Here is a 15,129-nt window from a genome sequence, read left to right as displayed (position 1 = left end):
AGACTGTGCAAACGCCGCGAAAGTTCGCAATCCGCCCATTTTGTTGATGCCAATCTGGCCTTGTCCTGTTTTTGCGCTTGCAGCGAACGGCAATAAAATCCCGCTGTGCGGTCCTTGCGTAAAAGCACTCGGCATGTCTGCTTTCGGCCCAACATAAGGTCCCACACATCAACCTAATACGGCGGACGCATCTAGGACGCGAGAACCAAGTGTCAAATGGCGAACACAAATACAAAACACTTTGGTAAAATCGCCATTGAATATCGTCGGCCTTTACCAAACATAGCAGTTTCGTAGGGTTAACCCTGATTACTGTCGAGGTATCAATCTATCCGATGCCAAAACGATAGCGAATATCGATCCCCCTCCCCACGATGAAAGTTCATAACGCAAAGTGCGTGGTGCCATCCTCAACCAGGAACCACCAAATGGTCAGCAAACCCTGATTGTGGCCTTGGGCCCGACTGATTATGGCTGAATCGCCTATGAATGGTAGGCCGCAGCCTCACACCACAATTAAGGGTGGGCACATTCTGCGCCCACCTCTGTGCCCACCCTTCAGAAAACTCAATGAAATCAGTGTAGTGGTAGGCCCGGCAGGACTTGAACCCGCAACCAAGGCGTTATGAGCGCCCTGCTCTAACCAGTTGAGCTACAGGCCCGGAAAGGAGGGCTGCGCCCACCTGATCGGATAGTGCGTGTGCTATGCGCAAGCACGGTTAGGGTCAAGCAGAGTTTGTTGCAAACTATGCGCTTTCTACGCTCACAGCAGCAGATTATGTGCAGATTTGGGAATGCAGGCCTTCGGTTTTCGCTTGATCTGTTGCGATAAACGCAAACTTTACCGCATTAACCGATTGGAAACCTGTTTCTGCCATTCCTGAGGGAAAGGTCAGGGGGCAGTCTTGGAACAGAGCGGTATCAAACGAAAGATCAGTCTTTCGCGCAAAAGCGTTCCCATTGAAGTGCAGGGGGTAGCCAAAGCATGGAAACTCGCGCTGGCGCGTGCAGCCTATGACGCTATCGGGATTGAATTGGGGCTTGTCGAATTAAGCCAAAACAGATCTTCGCTGGCGGAACTGCTCGATTTGCCCCCTGATCGCGCGCTTGTCGCAATGTTGGAAGGCCCGAAAGATGGGCTTGGCCTATTGATGATTGCCCCCGATATTCTTGCTGGAATTCTTGAAATGCAAATGGTTGGGCGCATAGGCAAGACCCCGCCCCTCGTGCGTCGCCCCACGCGCACCGACGCGGCGATGGTTTCCGGCATAATTAATTCTGCGCTGCGCGGGCTTGAGGTAGAGCTGTTCCAATCTGATGATTTGATCTGGGCCGGCGGCTTTCGCTATGCCTCCTTTTTGGAAGATGCCCGCCCTTTGCCGCTTTTGCTTGAGGATGTAACTTATCAGGTTCTGAAAATTGATATTTCTCTGGCCGAGGGGGCCAGGACCGGGCATATTCTGCTCGCGCTGCCTGCCGACGGTCGCGGAGAGGTGCCCAAAGCAGCCTCGCCACCGCCAAGCCGGGCGGCGGAACTGGTTTTCAAAGCCGCCATGAACGCGCAGGTTTTGGAAGCAAATGCCGAGTTGATTGCCGTCTTGGCGCGGATATCGCTGCCACTGGAAGCGCTTCTTAACCTCAAAGTCGGGGACCATATGGCGTTGGGGGCTGCCGCGCTTGACCAAATCGACCTTGTCGGGCTTGATGGAAAACGGCTGGCATCGGGCAAGCTGGGCCAAAACAGCGGCCTGCGTGCCGTGCGCCTTGCGGCCGCATCAAGCCCCGCTGCCCATGTAGATGCGGCAATCAGACCGGCACAAATGCCTGAAAAAGCCACTGATATTCAAAAGGCCGGATAGGCCCGCACACGATCGAAACCAAAGGCGACATCAGCAGAAAGGTACGCCCCAAACCCGTCAACAAGACCCCTTATGCAAACAGCCGCGGTAAACACCAAGAGGTTCTGTGTTCAACCCGGTGCCAGAGGCCGGGCCCAAAACGCACCCTCGTCACAGGCTGCACGGCCTCCGTGCAATCAGGTTTGAATTAAAGGTAAGCGGCTTTGCATTGTCGTGGCCGCTTTCACGCCAACCGTTCAAATGCCAAAGGTCCATGCGATCAGTCAGGCGTTCACATCGACGACCACACGCCCCTGTATCTGACCCTTCAGAATATCTGCCCCCAGCTTTGGCAAATCAGCCAGGGTGGCCGGTTGCACCATCTGTTCCAGCTTTGCAATCGGCAGATCTTGGGCGATGCGGTCCCAGGCGCGCAGGCGGTCCGCATAGGGGCGCAACACGCTGTCGATCCCCAGCAGGTTTACCCCGCGCAGCAAGAAAGGAATCACCGTTGCCGGCAACGCTGCACCGCCCGCCAACCCAACGGCCGCAACCGAGGTGCCATATTTCATCTGTCCCAAAATCCGCGCCAGCATTGCGCCGCCCACAGCATCAACACAGCCTGCCCAGGTTTCCCCCTCCAACGGGCGCTTGATCGTTTCGGACAAATCTGCGCGCGCAACAATGCGGGCAGCTCCAAGGCCCATCAGGTAATCGGCTGTTTCAGGTCGTCCCGTCACCGCCGCCACCTCATAGCCAAGATGCGCCAGAATGGCGGTAGCAACCGAGCCCACGCCCCCCGCCGCCCCCGTCACCAATACCGGGCCATCGCCGGGGGTCATCCCATGATCTTCCAAGGCCATCACCGCAAGCATCGCGGTAAAGCCAGCCGTTCCCACCGCCATCGCTTGTCGCGTCGTCAGGCCCGCAGGCAAAGGCACCAGCCAATCGGCCCGCACCCGTGCCTTTTGCGAATACCCGCCCCAATGCGCCTCACCCACGCGCCAGCCGGTCAAGACCACCTTGTCACCCGCCGTGAAGCGCGGGTCTGACGAGCTCTCGACCGTGCCTGCAAAATCAATTCCCGGAACATGCGGGTAGTTGCGCACCAACCCGCCCCCCGGCCCGATGCAAAGCCCGTCTTTGTAGTTCACGGTTGAAAACTCTACCGCAACCGTCACCTCAGCCTCTGGCAATCGGTCCAGGCCGATCTGCTGGACCGATGCCGAGGTTTTTCCGTCGGCATGCTTTTCCACGATCAAAGCGTTAAACATCGCACTCTCCTTCAAAACCAGACATCCTTTGCTATCACAGACGATTGCATGCGCCAATTGGCCGGGCGGCACCGGCATTGAAATGCCGGACCGAACCATCATACCCCTCTTGCTTTGACAAAGGCGATCACAATCGGGATGACGGGGCATGCCCGATCATCCCCCAAGGTTTCCTGAATGGCGTGCTTTGTCAAACCTGTATCTGGCTTGAAAGCCAGCGGTAGCCGGCGCGGCAAAGGAAAATCGGCAGCGGCCTGCCAAAAGCGCCAATCGGCGCGCAAAGGGTAAAAGGCCGCCCGCTTTTTACCGGCTAATCAAGCGGCAGCGGGTTACACCCCCACCGCCGCCTCAAGCCTGGCATCGGGGAAATGAGCCAGGAAATCTGCAATTTCTTCCGGCCCCGACGTCAGGCAAGCGGCAGTTGAAAGCGCATCGGCCAGCGCTGCCGAGCCTGCAGAGACAGAGATTGATTGCCATTTCGCAGCCGCAGGCAGGCCCGTCCTTGGGTCGAGAATATGGCCCACCTGCCCCTTTTCATCAAAGCTGGTGCCAAGCGGTGCGGATGTTGCAAGCGAACGCTGCGCAAGGGCCACGCTGCCGCCAAGCGCAAGCTGAACCGGCCAGGCCCCGCCCCCCGGTTGCCCACCCAAGGCGCGAAGCTCGCCGGTATCGACCAGAATGTTATCAAGCCCCTCGGCCGCCAGCATTACCGCTATCCGGTCGGCAATATAGCCTTGTGCGATTCCATTTAACGTCAGGGCCATGCCCTTGCGCAAGGTGATCGCAGCCGGATCAAGTGTTACGCCTTGCCAGCCTGTAACGGCCAAGGCCTGTGCCAAGGCCGCCTTGCTTGGCCGTGCGCCCGCAGCCTCGGCGTAAGTCGCCCAAAGAGGCTGAACTGTGGGGTCAAACAGCCCCCCGGTCGCATGATTGACTGCACCGGCAAGGCTTAGACATTCCAGCAGCTCAAACGGCGGGTTGGCCAGCGTGGCAGTGGCATTCAACTGCGACACCGCGCTTTGCGTTTGAAACAGGCTGAAAATTCCTTCCAGCCGCGCGATTTCAGCGGCGGCGCGGGTGGTGATTGCTTCGGCCTCCGGGTGCGCCAAGCGTATCGTCGCGCGCGCCCCAAGCGCAATCCCCGTCCAAGTGTAAACCCCGGTTGCACGGGCCATGGTCGGCAAGGCAAGGGCAGCGGCGCTGATTGTCAAGAAACGGCGGCGGGATGTCATGGGCTTATCCTTTCGGCTGGCGCGACAAAGCACGCAGGCGGTCTTCAAAATCTAGATCTGAGTCTTGGTCTTGGGCAGAAGTCGGCGTATCGACGGGCGCAAGGGCTGCACTGTCGGGAATATCAGCCAGGCGCATCACCTCACCACCATTGGTTTTGACAAAGGCATCGGCAGCGATCCTGGTTGAAAACGGCACGATTTCCGGTGCGCCCATCCCGCCGACGATCGTGCTTCCCACAACAAAAAACGCCTGTTCTGCGTCAAGCCAGTTATCCGCGCCGGGGTGCTCCCAGCTTGCGCCGGGGGCCGCCATGTCATTGACCCAGGTCGCAAGGATCGCGTGGCTTTGCTCGGGCATCCGCATATAGGCCACGGCATCGCGCACCTGACTGAAGAACAGCGGCGCACCAGGCAGGCCCGCCAAATGAATTTGCGCCTTGGGGCCGTCATGCTCCAGCAGGTTCATTTGGCAATAATGGCCGGCAGAGGTTTCGGTAAGCGCCACAGCCGACACATCCTGCGCCACCTCTTCTTGGCAGGCGGCCAGCAGCAGCACCACACAGAAAAAAAGGGGTTTCATGCCGTCACCTTGCGAAAGGCAAGCGTGGCAAGGCCAAGGGCCACCACAGGCCAGACCACGATCGACAGCAAGGACTGCCACAGCGGGATCGCCGTCGCCGCAGCGCCAACACCCGCCGCCGCCGCCGTTGCCTGCGAGGCCGCAAGGTTGAACAGCCGGAACGCATCGGCCGGGTTCGCCAGCAAGGCCACGGGGAATACGCGCGTGGTGAAAAGGCCGCCATCATCGGCCACAATCGCGGCCAGCAGCCCAAGATCATACAAAACCACAAGCCCAAGCCACAGCCCGATCGCCAGCCCCGCCGCCGCCGAAGGCCTGCGGGCCAAGGATGACAGCGCATAACCCGCGCACAGGAAGGTGGCGCCCAGCAAAACCGCGCTCCACGTCAGCCGCCACAGGGCTGCAAGCCCCGAACCCGCCGCACTATCCGTCGCAAAAGCCGCCACGGCCGCCGCGCCAAAGCCTGCAACAATCGCCAACGAAAGCACGCCAAGATGGGCCAGCAACTTGCCCAAAAGCACCTCCCAGCGGGCTACAGGATAGGTCAGCAACAGCGGCAAAGTGCCCCGCTCCACCTCACCGGCGATGGCATCAAACGACATCAGCAAGGCGATCAACGGCACCAGATAGACCGAAAGCGAGGTCAGCGACGCCACTGTCACCGACAGCCGATCAGCCCCCAAAGCCCCCGAGGGCGCAGAGCCAGCCGCGGCCAGGACCAGCGAAAACACCACCATCAGCAAAACTGCGATTGTCACCCAGCGGTTACGGCTGGCAATACGGGCCTCGGTTGCGGCAGTGGCAAGGATACGGGCGATCATTGGCCATCCCTCCGGCTGAAATGGCTGTAAATATCTTCAAGGCTGGGAGGGAGGATCTCCAGATCCTCAATCTTGGCTTGCAACTCGGCAATTTGCGCCAGTGTGGCCAGTTTTTCATCCTGGGCGCAGGTCAGGTGCAGATCGCCGCGCACCGCAATTGCGCCGGGCAAAGCGACCATAAGATCAGATGCATAGCCATTATGCGGCGTGATATGCAGCGCCACCGGCAAGGCCGCCTTGCGCCGCAGGTCGGGCAAGGTGCCGCTGGCCACCAGCTGCCCTTTGGACAAGATCAGCAAACGGTCGGTGCGGGCCTCTACCTCGGTCAGCGCGTGGCTGGAAAGCAAGATCGCCGCACCATCGGCGGCCAGATCATCCAGCAGCGTATAAAAATCGCGGCGCGACACCGGATCAAGCCCCGAAGTCGGCTCATCCAGCACCAAAAGCCTTGGCTGGCCAATCAGCGTTTGTGCAAGCCCCACGCGCTGCCGCATGCCTTTGGAATAGGTGCCGATCCGGCGCTTGGCGGCATGGCCAAGGCCAACCCGGTCCAAAAGCCCCATGGCAAGGCCGGGGCTTTCGCCGCGCAGCCGCAAGTAATGGGTTATCTGTTCCAACCCGGTCAGGGCCGGATGAAAGGCTGTGTTTTCCGGCAGATAGGCCACCTGCATTCGCGCCGCAGCACTGCCGGGGGCCGCACCGCACACCGAAATATCACCGTGATCGGCGGCAATCAGGCCAAGGATGATCTTCATCATCGTTGATTTGCCCGCGCCATTATGGCCAAGCAGGGCCACACGCTCACCCGCCGCGACATGCAGCGAGACATCCGACAAGGCGGCCAGCCCGTCAAACGCCTTAGTGAGATGAGAGATCGTTAATGTCGAAGTCATCTATTGGTCCTTTGGCCCGATTTTCTACCGCCTCGGCGGCCATCTGGGCATATTGGGGCGGAATGGCAATCGTCAGCGGTGCCATCAGCGGAAAACTGTCAACCACACCGCCCGGAAGCGTTGCAGGAAAGCTGGATTGCGACCAGCGCACAAGCTGCACCGCGGGCGATCCCGTCAGCAAAGCGGCGGCAGGCTGCGACCACAAGATATGATCCATCAGGTCATTGGGGCGAAACGGGCTGTCGGCATAACCGTCACCGTTCAGGTCAAACCCCGGATGATCGGACCAGAAATTGCCGCGCCCCTCAAAGCTCCATTCAATATCGCGGGTGCCGACATATTTCACCTGCTCACGGTTGCCCAGAAAACTGTTGCCGGTCAGCACGTTACGTTCCGACCCTGCGGTAAAATGGATACCGATGTCGCAACCTTCAAAGCGGTTGTTGTAGATCAGGTTCTTATGGGCATTATAGATGAAGGTGCAACGGTCGGTGCCAAGCTCTGGCGGCCCTTCGTTTTTGGTACCGGCGCTTCTTTTTCAGCGTGCCCAGCACCAGATTGCCCGAAACATCAGAGTTGTTAGCATAGTTCAGCATGACCCCATGGCTGCGATCGCCAAGGCTCAGGTTGTTTTTGGCCACAACCCGATCCGAGAACATGAACGCAAAGCCAAGCTGGTTGCCGATGGACACATTGCCCGACACTTCGGAATCATTGGTATACATATAATGCACGGCAAAGCGCAGGTCACGAAACAGGTTATTACGGTAAGTGCCCTTGCGTGAGGTGTTGGAAAATATCCCATCCCTGCCCCAGCGCACGGTATTGCCTTCAACCAAGGCACCCGGCGAATTCCAGACGTAAATCCCGTTGCCGCGATCATTGACCCGCAGTTGTTGCGTGCCTTCAATGATATTGTTGCGCACGGTGGCATCAAGCCCACCGTGAATATCAACGCCGTGCAGATTACCCAGAATATGGGTATTCTCCACTGTGGCGCGGTCTGCACCTTTCAGAATTTTCACGCCGGCATCAAGGTCTGGGCTGCTCATCCCGGATCCGGTGATGGTCAGCCCCACAATCGATACATCCTCGGCGTCGATGGTGACAGCTGTGCCTTGGCCCAAGCCGTCGATGATGGCCGATGATGGCCCGCGCAAGGTAAGCGGGCGATCAATGACAATGGCCCCGGTATACCGCCCCGGCGCCAGAACAAGCACATCGCCGGGGGCAGCCCCGGCGATGGCAAGGCCAAGCGCCCCCTGCCCCAGGTTCGGCACCACAGGCACCTCAGCCGCCCAAACGGGCAGGCCAAAGGCAAGGGACAAACCAAGAAACAGGGGGCGCATCATAGCTTAGGCTTCCTTCGGCTCAACAAACATCCGGCCGCGCATTTCCATGTGAAGCGCGTGGCAGAACCACTGGCAGTAATACCAGAACACACCTGGCTGTGCAGCAACGAAGGTCACCGAGGCGGTTGCCTGTGGCGAGATCTCCATTGCGACACCGTGGTTGCCCATGGTGAAGCCGTGGGTCAGGTCGTCGATGTCATCAAGATTGGTGACATAGACCGTTACCTCATTGCCCTGCTGGACAGTGAACTTCTCGATCGAGAAGTTTGGCGCCTGGCTGGACATATAGACCCGCACCTTGTTGCCATCACGGATGATCGTGTCCTGGAAATCGTCCAGATCAACGCCATCGGCCTCGGCCTGCGCGCGTGCCTCGGCCCACATCGGGTCGTTGCGGTCCCAGACCGACTTCGGGTTCACCTTGGACGGATCGACGATGATCGAGTCATGGGGTTCGGCAAAGGTCGGGCCATCGTGGATCAGGGTCAGCTTGTCACCGTCAATGGCGAACAACTGCTCATTTTCCGGCTTCAGCGGCCCTACGTTCAAGAAGCGGTCCTTCGAGAACTTGTTCATGGTCAGATAGTACTTGGCGCTCGCCTCCAGCGTTTCCCCCATAACGGTAGAGTTATGGCCGGGCTGGTAATGCACATCCGCTTTGGTAACGATCGGGTCAACATCTTCGCCGTTATACAGCTTCACGGCTTTTTCGATGTCCCAAACCACGACCTGGCTGTCAAGGAACAGCGTGGTATAGGCCCGGCCATTGCCGTCAAAGGCTGTGTGCAGCGGGCCAAGGCCCAACTCGGGCTCAGCCACCACGGCCGAACGCGGGTCTGCATCTTCGTTGAACAGGGCGTCCAGTTTGCGCACGTCGATCACCGACACAGTGGGCGAAAGTTTGCCGCCGATGCACAGGTGAATCTTGTCGGGTGCCATGTTACAGCCGTGCGGGTTGTTCGGGACCGGGATGTAGCGGGTGTACTTTTTGTTCTGCCCTTTACGCCCGTCGATCACCTTGACGCCTTGCAGCTCGATAAAGTCACCTTCTGCGATGCCTTTTTCGATTTCTGCGATGTTGAACACAACGACATGGTCCATATCGGACTCGGTCATCTCGGGCAGGGTCATCCCCATTTCCGAGTTATACGAGGTCGAGAAGGCATATTTGCCGTCATAATCGCAATCGGTGTTGTCAAGGTTGCCGGTGACCATGACCTGCCATGCAACTGTCATTTCATCCGCATTTACAGCGGTGTAGAAGTTTACATACTTCTCTGGCTCGTCCAGGATCTTGCCGTCATTGACCATCGGCACTTCGTCTTCGCCGTTGCAGAAGACATAGTTGGTGCGCGGCCATTTTTGCGGACGCAGACCGTGGATGGCCTTTGCGTTCGGGATTTCAATGATCTTGTCGCATTTCATCACGTCACAACGCACACGGGCAACACGGGTGTTGGCCTTGTCGTTCATGAACAGGAAGCGACCGTCATATTTGCCTTCGGTGAAGGACATATGCGGGTGGTGCAAGTCGCCGTTTGGCGGGAATTCATGGCCGTTTGCCGCCAGATATTCCTTGGTTTTCGGCAACAGACCTTCGGTCAGGATTTTCTTGGATTCGTTGGTGATGCCCCAACCCGTAGCCGAACAGGTGTTGAACACCGGAATCCGCATCAATTCACGCATCGACGGAATGCCCAGAATACGCATCTCGCCGCACTGGCCCGAGGACCAGAAGCCGTAGTATTCATCCAGTTGCCCTGGGCCGACCTCGGCGCTGGCAGCGCTGGCAGCCGAAGTACCGGCAACGGTTGCAGCCCCGATCGCGCCGCCTGCCAGAATGGCACGCGTTCCCAGGCCACCAGCAAGGGCAGCGCCCCCGGCAGTCGCCCCCAGCAACCCACGACGGGTAAGTTTCATTCTCAGATCCTCAGACATGGTTAGTCCTTTCAGTTGAGTTAGGATTTCAGTTGGTTCGGGTGCCCCATAAAGCCGCGCCCAAGATCGGGAACAAGATCAGGCGCAGAGCCTACCTTTTCACGGCGCTTCATCTTCTTGATTACAACAGGGCAAATCGTCTTTGACTGGTACAAGACCTGACAATGCAGGCAGTTCACGCACTCATTCGGGTTGATCTCACCCGTGGGGTGGATGGCCTGTACCGGGCATTCATTGGCACAGCTTTGGCAAGGGCTGCCGCACTCTTTGTAGCGTTTCAGCCAATCGAACATCCGCAACCGGGCCGGGATCGCCAAAGCCGCGCCCAACGGGCACAGGTAGCGGCAATAGAAGCGCTCCACAAACAGCCCTGCGGCCAGCAACGCCACCGCATAGGCCACAAATGGCCATGCCCGGACGAATTTGAGAATGATCGCAGTCTTGAACGGCTCCACCTCGGCCAGATGCTCAGCTTGTTCGATGCTCATCAAGGACACACCGAAAAGACCAAGGAAAATCATGTATTTCAGTGGCCATAGCCGTTCGTGCAACCCCCAGGGCAGGGTCCATTGCGGGATATGGAAAAACTTGGCAATCCGGCTCAGCAGTTCTTGCAGCGCGCCAAAGGGGCACAGCCACCCACAATAGGCCCCACGCCCCCAGAACAGCAAGGCGGCAGCAAGCGAGAACCACAGAATAAACGTCATCGGGTCCAGCAAGAACGCCTGCCAGCTAAAGCCCGACATCAAGGCCCCGAAAAGTGCCATCAAATTGACAACGGACAGTTGGGCGTTTGCATACCAGCCAAGGAACACCAGCGTTACCGTCAGATAGGCGATGCGGAACCAGAAAAAGGCACGGGCGTTGCGGGTCGCAAAACTCTGGAAAAAGAACACCAGTGTCAGCAGACCCAGCATCGCAACCAGAACCGCAATCTCAAGCTTTTTACCCTGCCAGATCCGCTTCCAAAGCGCTTGCTGCGCCGCGTCTTCGGATTGGCCGGCGGCAGCCTCAACGGCTGTTGGTGTTTCGGTGGTGGGGACAACCGCGACACGCTGCAAATACTGCTGCGGCAGTTGATAGCCCAGATCGAATGTGGTGAAAACCTTTTCAATCGCACCCACTTCGCGCTGCACCAAAAGCTGGATACGGAATGGCTGCGTCGGGTCAAAGCCGGAATCGGCGGGGATCTTGAACAAATCCGCCTCATTGAAGGCCGGCGCGCCATCAGCGGCAATAGCGTTGATACGGCGATGCTGCTTGTCATGGAAACGGACAGAAATATCGTTCTGGATCAATACGATACGGTCAAAAATTCCGCCACGCACATAGCCCGAACCCTTGAAGGAATAAAGACCCCTGCCGACAATGGCAACCGCATGCTCGCCCTCTTTCAACCATGTTGCAAAATTTGCGGCTTCGGTCTCGCCCAACAGGCTGCGCGCGATGGAGGGATGCGACACCAAGGCCGCCTGCATCTCGATATAGGTGGTTTCGGGGGCTTCGGTCAGCGCACGTTTGGCGGCGCGCGGATCATCCATTGCGGCGAAAGCTTCGTTGATCTGGCCCACGTCAAGGGACAGGCGGCGCAACGTGCCATCGCCTTCCAGTGTCATCCAATCGCTTGCCGCTTCCGCGTCAAGGTTCATCTCGAACTGTGGGCCTGTGGGCTTTTCTTCAACGGCAAGGCCGCCCAGACCCAAGACGCGGGCCACTTTCAAGCCTGACCGCACGATGGAATCGTCAATCACCATGATCGTCACGGTTGCGCCTGAAATGATGTCCAGCTCATGCCCGGTACCGCCGGTCTGCGCCTCGTGCACCAGATCCAGGCCGCGATAATTGGCAGTCAGCGCCTTGATCTTGGAGTCGGGAATCCCGATCAGGACAATCGGCTCCGAGTGCTTGACCAGATCGACGCCAATCACCTTGGCATCTTTATCAACCGCAACCATGGTGTGAATGGGCTTGCCGGAATATCCGGTGGTAGACACGAAATCAGAGGTGACGAACACCCAGCCAATCACCTCGCCGCCTTTAAGGACCGGCGCGATGGCTACATCCTCACGAATTGCGCCAAAGCCATCGGCACCTTCGACCAACGCGCCCGGAACCATATCAGGCAGGTATTTCGCCAGCACCGTTTCGGCTGAGGCAGGTAGCGCAAACAGCACAACAGCGCATAGCGTGGCCAGAATTCGTTGGAAATAACGCGGCAAAGTCATAGCTGGCATCCTTGCAAGAGGTGCCCGCCAAGGCCGAAAGCATGTCCTGGATACATTTCACTGTGGTCAAATGTAGCCAAGACAGCCTTTTGCGCGGCATGCGCAAAAACAACCCGACCCTGCAAAGGGGGGCCGCGCGGCATTGGGCGGGCGTTGGTATCTAAAACGATGGTAACATCAGCATCGGCCATTGGCCATGACGGGCTGGGATACTGCGGCTTGGCCAGACCTGCGCTTGTCTGATTGGCAAACAAGACCGGCGCGTGACCGCAATCAAGGCAGTTACAGCACACGCCCCCCGGTTCAACCGGGTCACCGTTGGCGTCGATATAGACCGTAAGCGCAACGCCATCGGCACAGATCACCATTTCGGTGCCGCCCACAGGCATTTTCATCCCGGCATTCGCCGCCGCACCATAAAGGGCAACGCCGAGGCATAAGACAAGAAGCCGAATATATGACCAAGCGGTTTTCATGCGCCCCTTCTGGCAGCAAAACCACCTGAACGGTTTGATCCAAGTCAAACCACCTGGCAGTTTTCCTGCAATATTTTCATAACGCATGGAAATTCGATACGGCCGCTTCATCTTGGCGTCTCGCAAAGGCTTTGCCTTGGATGTCTTTGGTCGCTTTGCTGCATCAAGCTGCACCGTCCATAAATCAGTTTGGCCAGAATGGCGCGCCAGCTTCTCAGTCTTATCGAAAGGGGGCGGCGCATCAATACCAAATTGCGCGATACATGGCGGATATCGGCCTGCCCCCCCGTCAGTCGGGATCGGCAGCATCTTGCGCCAGCAGATGCCGGCTGCGGCCTTAAATCAAGGACATCAAGACCTTGGCTGATAGAAGCGGCTGCAAGCAAATGCCGAAACGGCGCCCTGTGCAAGCGCTGCCATACGCCCTTTTACCGTCAAGTAAAACTGGCCCCACCGGCCTTGCGCAGCCTACCAAGGCAACGCCACCCCATGGGCATCGCCCAAATCCTTGAACTCTGCAACTGTCACCGGGTCCAATGGAACGCCCGATGCGCGCCGCCGGGCGGCCTCTTCCCATTCGCGGTCGCCCGGTGCCAGAACGCGGCATCCTTGCCGCGCCTCTGATCCGCGTAACGCCGCCAGATAGCGCTGCATTGCAGCCCGCAGCAACGGCCCGCCGATAAAGCCATCCGGATCCATCACGATCACAAAAGCGCCGAGTTCGCGCGGGGTCGTCGTATCTGCCCCCCCCATAAAGGCGATCTCGGGGCTTAACCGCATGCCAGTCATCGCCGCCGAAAGAATCTCGGCAACGCCCCCCAGCGCCGCCCCCTTAAAGCCGAATGCCCCCCCGACAGGGGCCAGCATCTCAACCTTTGCCGGGTCCAATACTTCGGCCCCCATTGCGTCCGAGGCCACATCTGGCGGCAAATCCATGCCAAGCGACTGATACAATTCGACCCGATTGAACGGCACGGCAGAGGTCGCCATATCCAGCAACCAAGGGTTGGCCTGACCAGTCGGCACCGCCACCGCAATCGGGTTGGTGCCGTGAAAGCGCTGCGCCCCGTCATGCAGGCGCACAAAACTGTCCGAATTGCAGACCACCAGTGCCACGAACCCGCGCTCTGCCGCCGCAAGCGCATAGGCCCCCGCAGGCCCGAAATGGCTTGTGTTTTGAATCCCCACGGCCGCAATCCCCTGCGCCACCGCCATGTCAACTGCCAGGTCCACGGCGTGATAGGTAGCGCGCGCGCCTTGCGCATGGCCTGCATCCAGCAGGCCTGACCCCGGCTTGATCTGACGAAACCGCAGCACAGGGGCCTTGGCCACCTCACCGCCCGCCAATAGCCGCAGATAATACGGCAGCAGCCTTACGCCATGGCTGTCAACGCCGTGCAAAGACCCGTGCATTATGGCGCGGGTTGCATCACGCGCTGTGGCGGCATCCGCCCCCACAGCCAAAAAAGCTGCCTCACAAAAGCGCGCCAACGCGCCCACCTCTGCCTGCACCCGGTCTTGCATACCCACCCTTTTTCTACCCAAAGCCGCGCCGAACAGACCGCCGCCCCCTGCCGCACACCAAAAACGCTTTGCCCCCAAACAGCCCGAGACGGGCTGAGCAAGCGCGCCTGCGAACCAGGACCAAGGCCCACCGGGCAAACCTGCGTTTTGCATTTGATGTTCCATCCGCATATACTCAAAACGCTTTTGACAAAGCAACCGCTTCCCTCGCAGCAGGTTTCCTGCAAAAAGGGCAAAGTCTTGCTCAAGGACGCCAGCCATGCCCCTGCCGCTACCCGCCGCCCTTCATTTTTCCTTGCAGCCGTCCCGCAACGCGCAGCCACAGGCGGCCGATGCCCTGCGCAGCGCGATCCTTACCGGCACCCTGCCCCCCGGCACCAAAGTCTCGGAACAAGAAATCGCCAATATCATCGGCACCTCGCGCCAACCCGTGCGCGAGGCATTCTTGCGGTTGGCCGGCGAAGGCCTGCTGGATATTCGACCGCAGCGCGGCACCTTTGTCTCAAAAATCACCGCGGCCGAAGTGCTGAACGCCCGTTTCGTGCGCGAAGCGGTTGAGGCAGATCTGATCCGCCTTGCTTGCAAAAATGCGGCCCCCCCCGCGCTTGATGGCTTGCGTGATCTGCTTGCGGCGCAGGCGGCGGCCAAGGATTCGGCGGGTTTCATGGCGTTGGACGAAGCATTTCACCGCGCCATCGCGCAAATCGCGGGCAAGGCCGGTGCCTGGGATCATCTGCAACGCCTGAAATCCCAAATGGACCGGGTGCGGTTTTTACAACTGCAAGATTTTCCGATTTCCGCCCTGATCGCGCAGCACAAAGCCATGGTTGACGCCATGGCCGCCCAAGACCCCGACGCTGCCGAAACGCACCTGCGCGCCCATCTTCGGTTGATCGAGGCCGACCTGCCCGGCATCCAAGCCGCCCATCCCGATTATTTCACCGAAACCTGACCGCCTGTCGCTGTTTGCGTCGGT

Annotated in this window: 11 protein-coding genes, 1 tRNA gene and 1 pseudogene; 2 read left to right on the top strand and 11 right to left on the bottom strand. The window is 58.9% G+C overall.

The window, feature by feature from the left end; all coding sequences use genetic code 11:
- Positions 1 to 585 precede the first annotated feature (585 nt).
- A tRNA-Ile gene (locus VDP61_RS04085) sits at positions 586 to 662 on the bottom strand.
- A gap of 243 nt (positions 663 to 905) precedes the next feature.
- Between VDP61_RS04085 and VDP61_RS04080 the strand changes: the two genes are divergently transcribed.
- Positions 906 to 1,859: a flagellar motor switch protein FliM gene (locus VDP61_RS04080; protein ID WP_323005665.1), complete on the top strand. Its 954-nt coding sequence runs from the start codon at positions 906 to 908 to the stop codon at positions 1,857 to 1,859.
- Between the two features lie 263 nt (positions 1,860 to 2,122).
- Here the strand turns inward: VDP61_RS04080 and acuI are convergent, their stop codons facing one another.
- From acuI to VDP61_RS04030, 10 genes and pseudogenes are all read right to left on the bottom strand, one after another.
- Positions 2,123 to 3,112: an acryloyl-CoA reductase gene (gene acuI / locus VDP61_RS04075; protein WP_323005664.1), complete on the bottom strand. Its 990-nt coding sequence runs from the start codon at positions 3,110 to 3,112 to the stop codon at positions 2,123 to 2,125.
- 329 nt (positions 3,113 to 3,441) lie between these two features.
- Positions 3,442 to 4,344 carry an FAD:protein FMN transferase gene (locus tag VDP61_RS04070; protein ID WP_323005663.1) on the bottom strand — a complete coding sequence of 301 codons (903 nt, stop codon included), beginning with the start codon at positions 4,342 to 4,344 and terminating at the stop codon, positions 3,442 to 3,444.
- A 4-nt stretch (positions 4,345 to 4,348) separates the two neighbouring features.
- Complete coding sequence (locus tag VDP61_RS04065; protein WP_323005662.1) at positions 4,349 to 4,924, bottom strand: nitrous oxide reductase accessory protein NosL; 576 nt, start codon at positions 4,922 to 4,924, stop codon at positions 4,349 to 4,351.
- Entirely contained in the window at positions 4,921 to 5,745 is an 825-nt protein-coding gene (locus VDP61_RS04060) for an ABC transporter permease (protein ID WP_323005661.1), read from the bottom strand. Before VDP61_RS04060 ends, VDP61_RS04065 begins: the two co-directional genes overlap by 4 nt.
- Entirely contained in the window at positions 5,742 to 6,638 is an 897-nt protein-coding gene (locus tag VDP61_RS04055; RefSeq protein ID WP_323005660.1) for an ABC transporter ATP-binding protein, read from the bottom strand. The genes VDP61_RS04060 and VDP61_RS04055 overlap by 4 nt, the downstream gene beginning before the upstream one ends.
- Positions 6,604 to 7,990: pseudogene (locus VDP61_RS04050) on the bottom strand (nitrous oxide reductase family maturation protein NosD). The gene VDP61_RS04055 and the pseudogene VDP61_RS04050 overlap by 35 nt, the downstream one beginning before the upstream one ends.
- A 3-nt stretch (positions 7,991 to 7,993) precedes the next feature.
- Entirely contained in the window at positions 7,994 to 9,928 is a 1,935-nt protein-coding gene (gene nosZ, locus VDP61_RS04045) for a TAT-dependent nitrous-oxide reductase (protein WP_323005659.1), read from the bottom strand.
- A 20-nt stretch (positions 9,929 to 9,948) separates the two neighbouring features.
- Complete coding sequence (locus VDP61_RS04040; RefSeq protein WP_323005658.1) at positions 9,949 to 12,153, bottom strand: 4Fe-4S binding protein; 2,205 nt, start codon at positions 12,151 to 12,153, stop codon at positions 9,949 to 9,951.
- A complete protein-coding gene (locus tag VDP61_RS04035) occupies positions 12,150 to 12,629 on the bottom strand; it encodes a hypothetical protein (protein ID WP_323005657.1) in 480 nt (159 codons plus the stop codon). Before VDP61_RS04035 ends, VDP61_RS04040 begins: the two co-directional genes overlap by 4 nt.
- A 468-nt stretch (positions 12,630 to 13,097) precedes the next feature.
- Positions 13,098 to 14,153: an Ldh family oxidoreductase gene (locus VDP61_RS04030; RefSeq protein WP_323005656.1), complete on the bottom strand. Its 1,056-nt coding sequence runs from the start codon at positions 14,151 to 14,153 to the stop codon at positions 13,098 to 13,100.
- A 259-nt stretch (positions 14,154 to 14,412) separates the two neighbouring features.
- Here VDP61_RS04030 and VDP61_RS04025 point away from each other — a divergent pair, with 259 nt between their 5' ends.
- A complete protein-coding gene (locus VDP61_RS04025; protein ID WP_323005655.1) occupies positions 14,413 to 15,105 on the top strand; it encodes a GntR family transcriptional regulator in 693 nt (230 codons plus the stop codon).
- Positions 15,106 to 15,129 lie beyond the last annotated feature (24 nt).

It is taken from the genome of Pseudorhodobacter sp. (assembly GCF_034675685.1).
In the GTDB taxonomy this organism is placed as follows: domain Bacteria; phylum Pseudomonadota; class Alphaproteobacteria; order Rhodobacterales; family Rhodobacteraceae; genus Pseudorhodobacter.
This window is presented reverse-complemented; position numbering and strand designations above follow the sequence as displayed.

Excerpts from the sequence above, each read along its gene's own strand:
- VDP61_RS04065 (WP_323005662.1), bottom strand. The coding sequence starts at position 4,924 with ATGAAACCCCTTTTTTTCTGTGTGGTGCTGCTGCTGGCCGCCTGCCAA.
- VDP61_RS04055 (WP_323005660.1), bottom strand. The coding sequence starts at position 6,638 with ATGACTTCGACATTAACGATCTCTCATCTCACTAAGGCGTTTGACGGG.
- VDP61_RS04030 (WP_323005656.1), bottom strand. The coding sequence starts at position 14,153 with ATGCAAGACCGGGTGCAGGCAGAGGTGGGCGCGTTGGCGCGCTTTTGT.
- VDP61_RS04025 (WP_323005655.1), top strand. The coding sequence starts at position 14,413 with ATGCCCCTGCCGCTACCCGCCGCCCTTCATTTTTCCTTGCAGCCGTCC.
- nosZ (WP_323005659.1), bottom strand. The coding sequence starts at position 9,928 with ATGTCTGAGGATCTGAGAATGAAACTTACCCGTCGTGGGTTGCTGGGG.
- VDP61_RS04040 (WP_323005658.1), bottom strand. The coding sequence starts at position 12,153 with ATGACTTTGCCGCGTTATTTCCAACGAATTCTGGCCACGCTATGCGCT.
- VDP61_RS04070 (WP_323005663.1), bottom strand. The coding sequence starts at position 4,344 with ATGACATCCCGCCGCCGTTTCTTGACAATCAGCGCCGCTGCCCTTGCC.
- VDP61_RS04035 (WP_323005657.1), bottom strand. The coding sequence starts at position 12,629 with ATGAAAACCGCTTGGTCATATATTCGGCTTCTTGTCTTATGCCTCGGC.
- acuI (WP_323005664.1), bottom strand. The coding sequence starts at position 3,112 with ATGTTTAACGCTTTGATCGTGGAAAAGCATGCCGACGGAAAAACCTCG.
- VDP61_RS04060 (WP_323005661.1), bottom strand. The coding sequence starts at position 5,745 with ATGATCGCCCGTATCCTTGCCACTGCCGCAACCGAGGCCCGTATTGCC.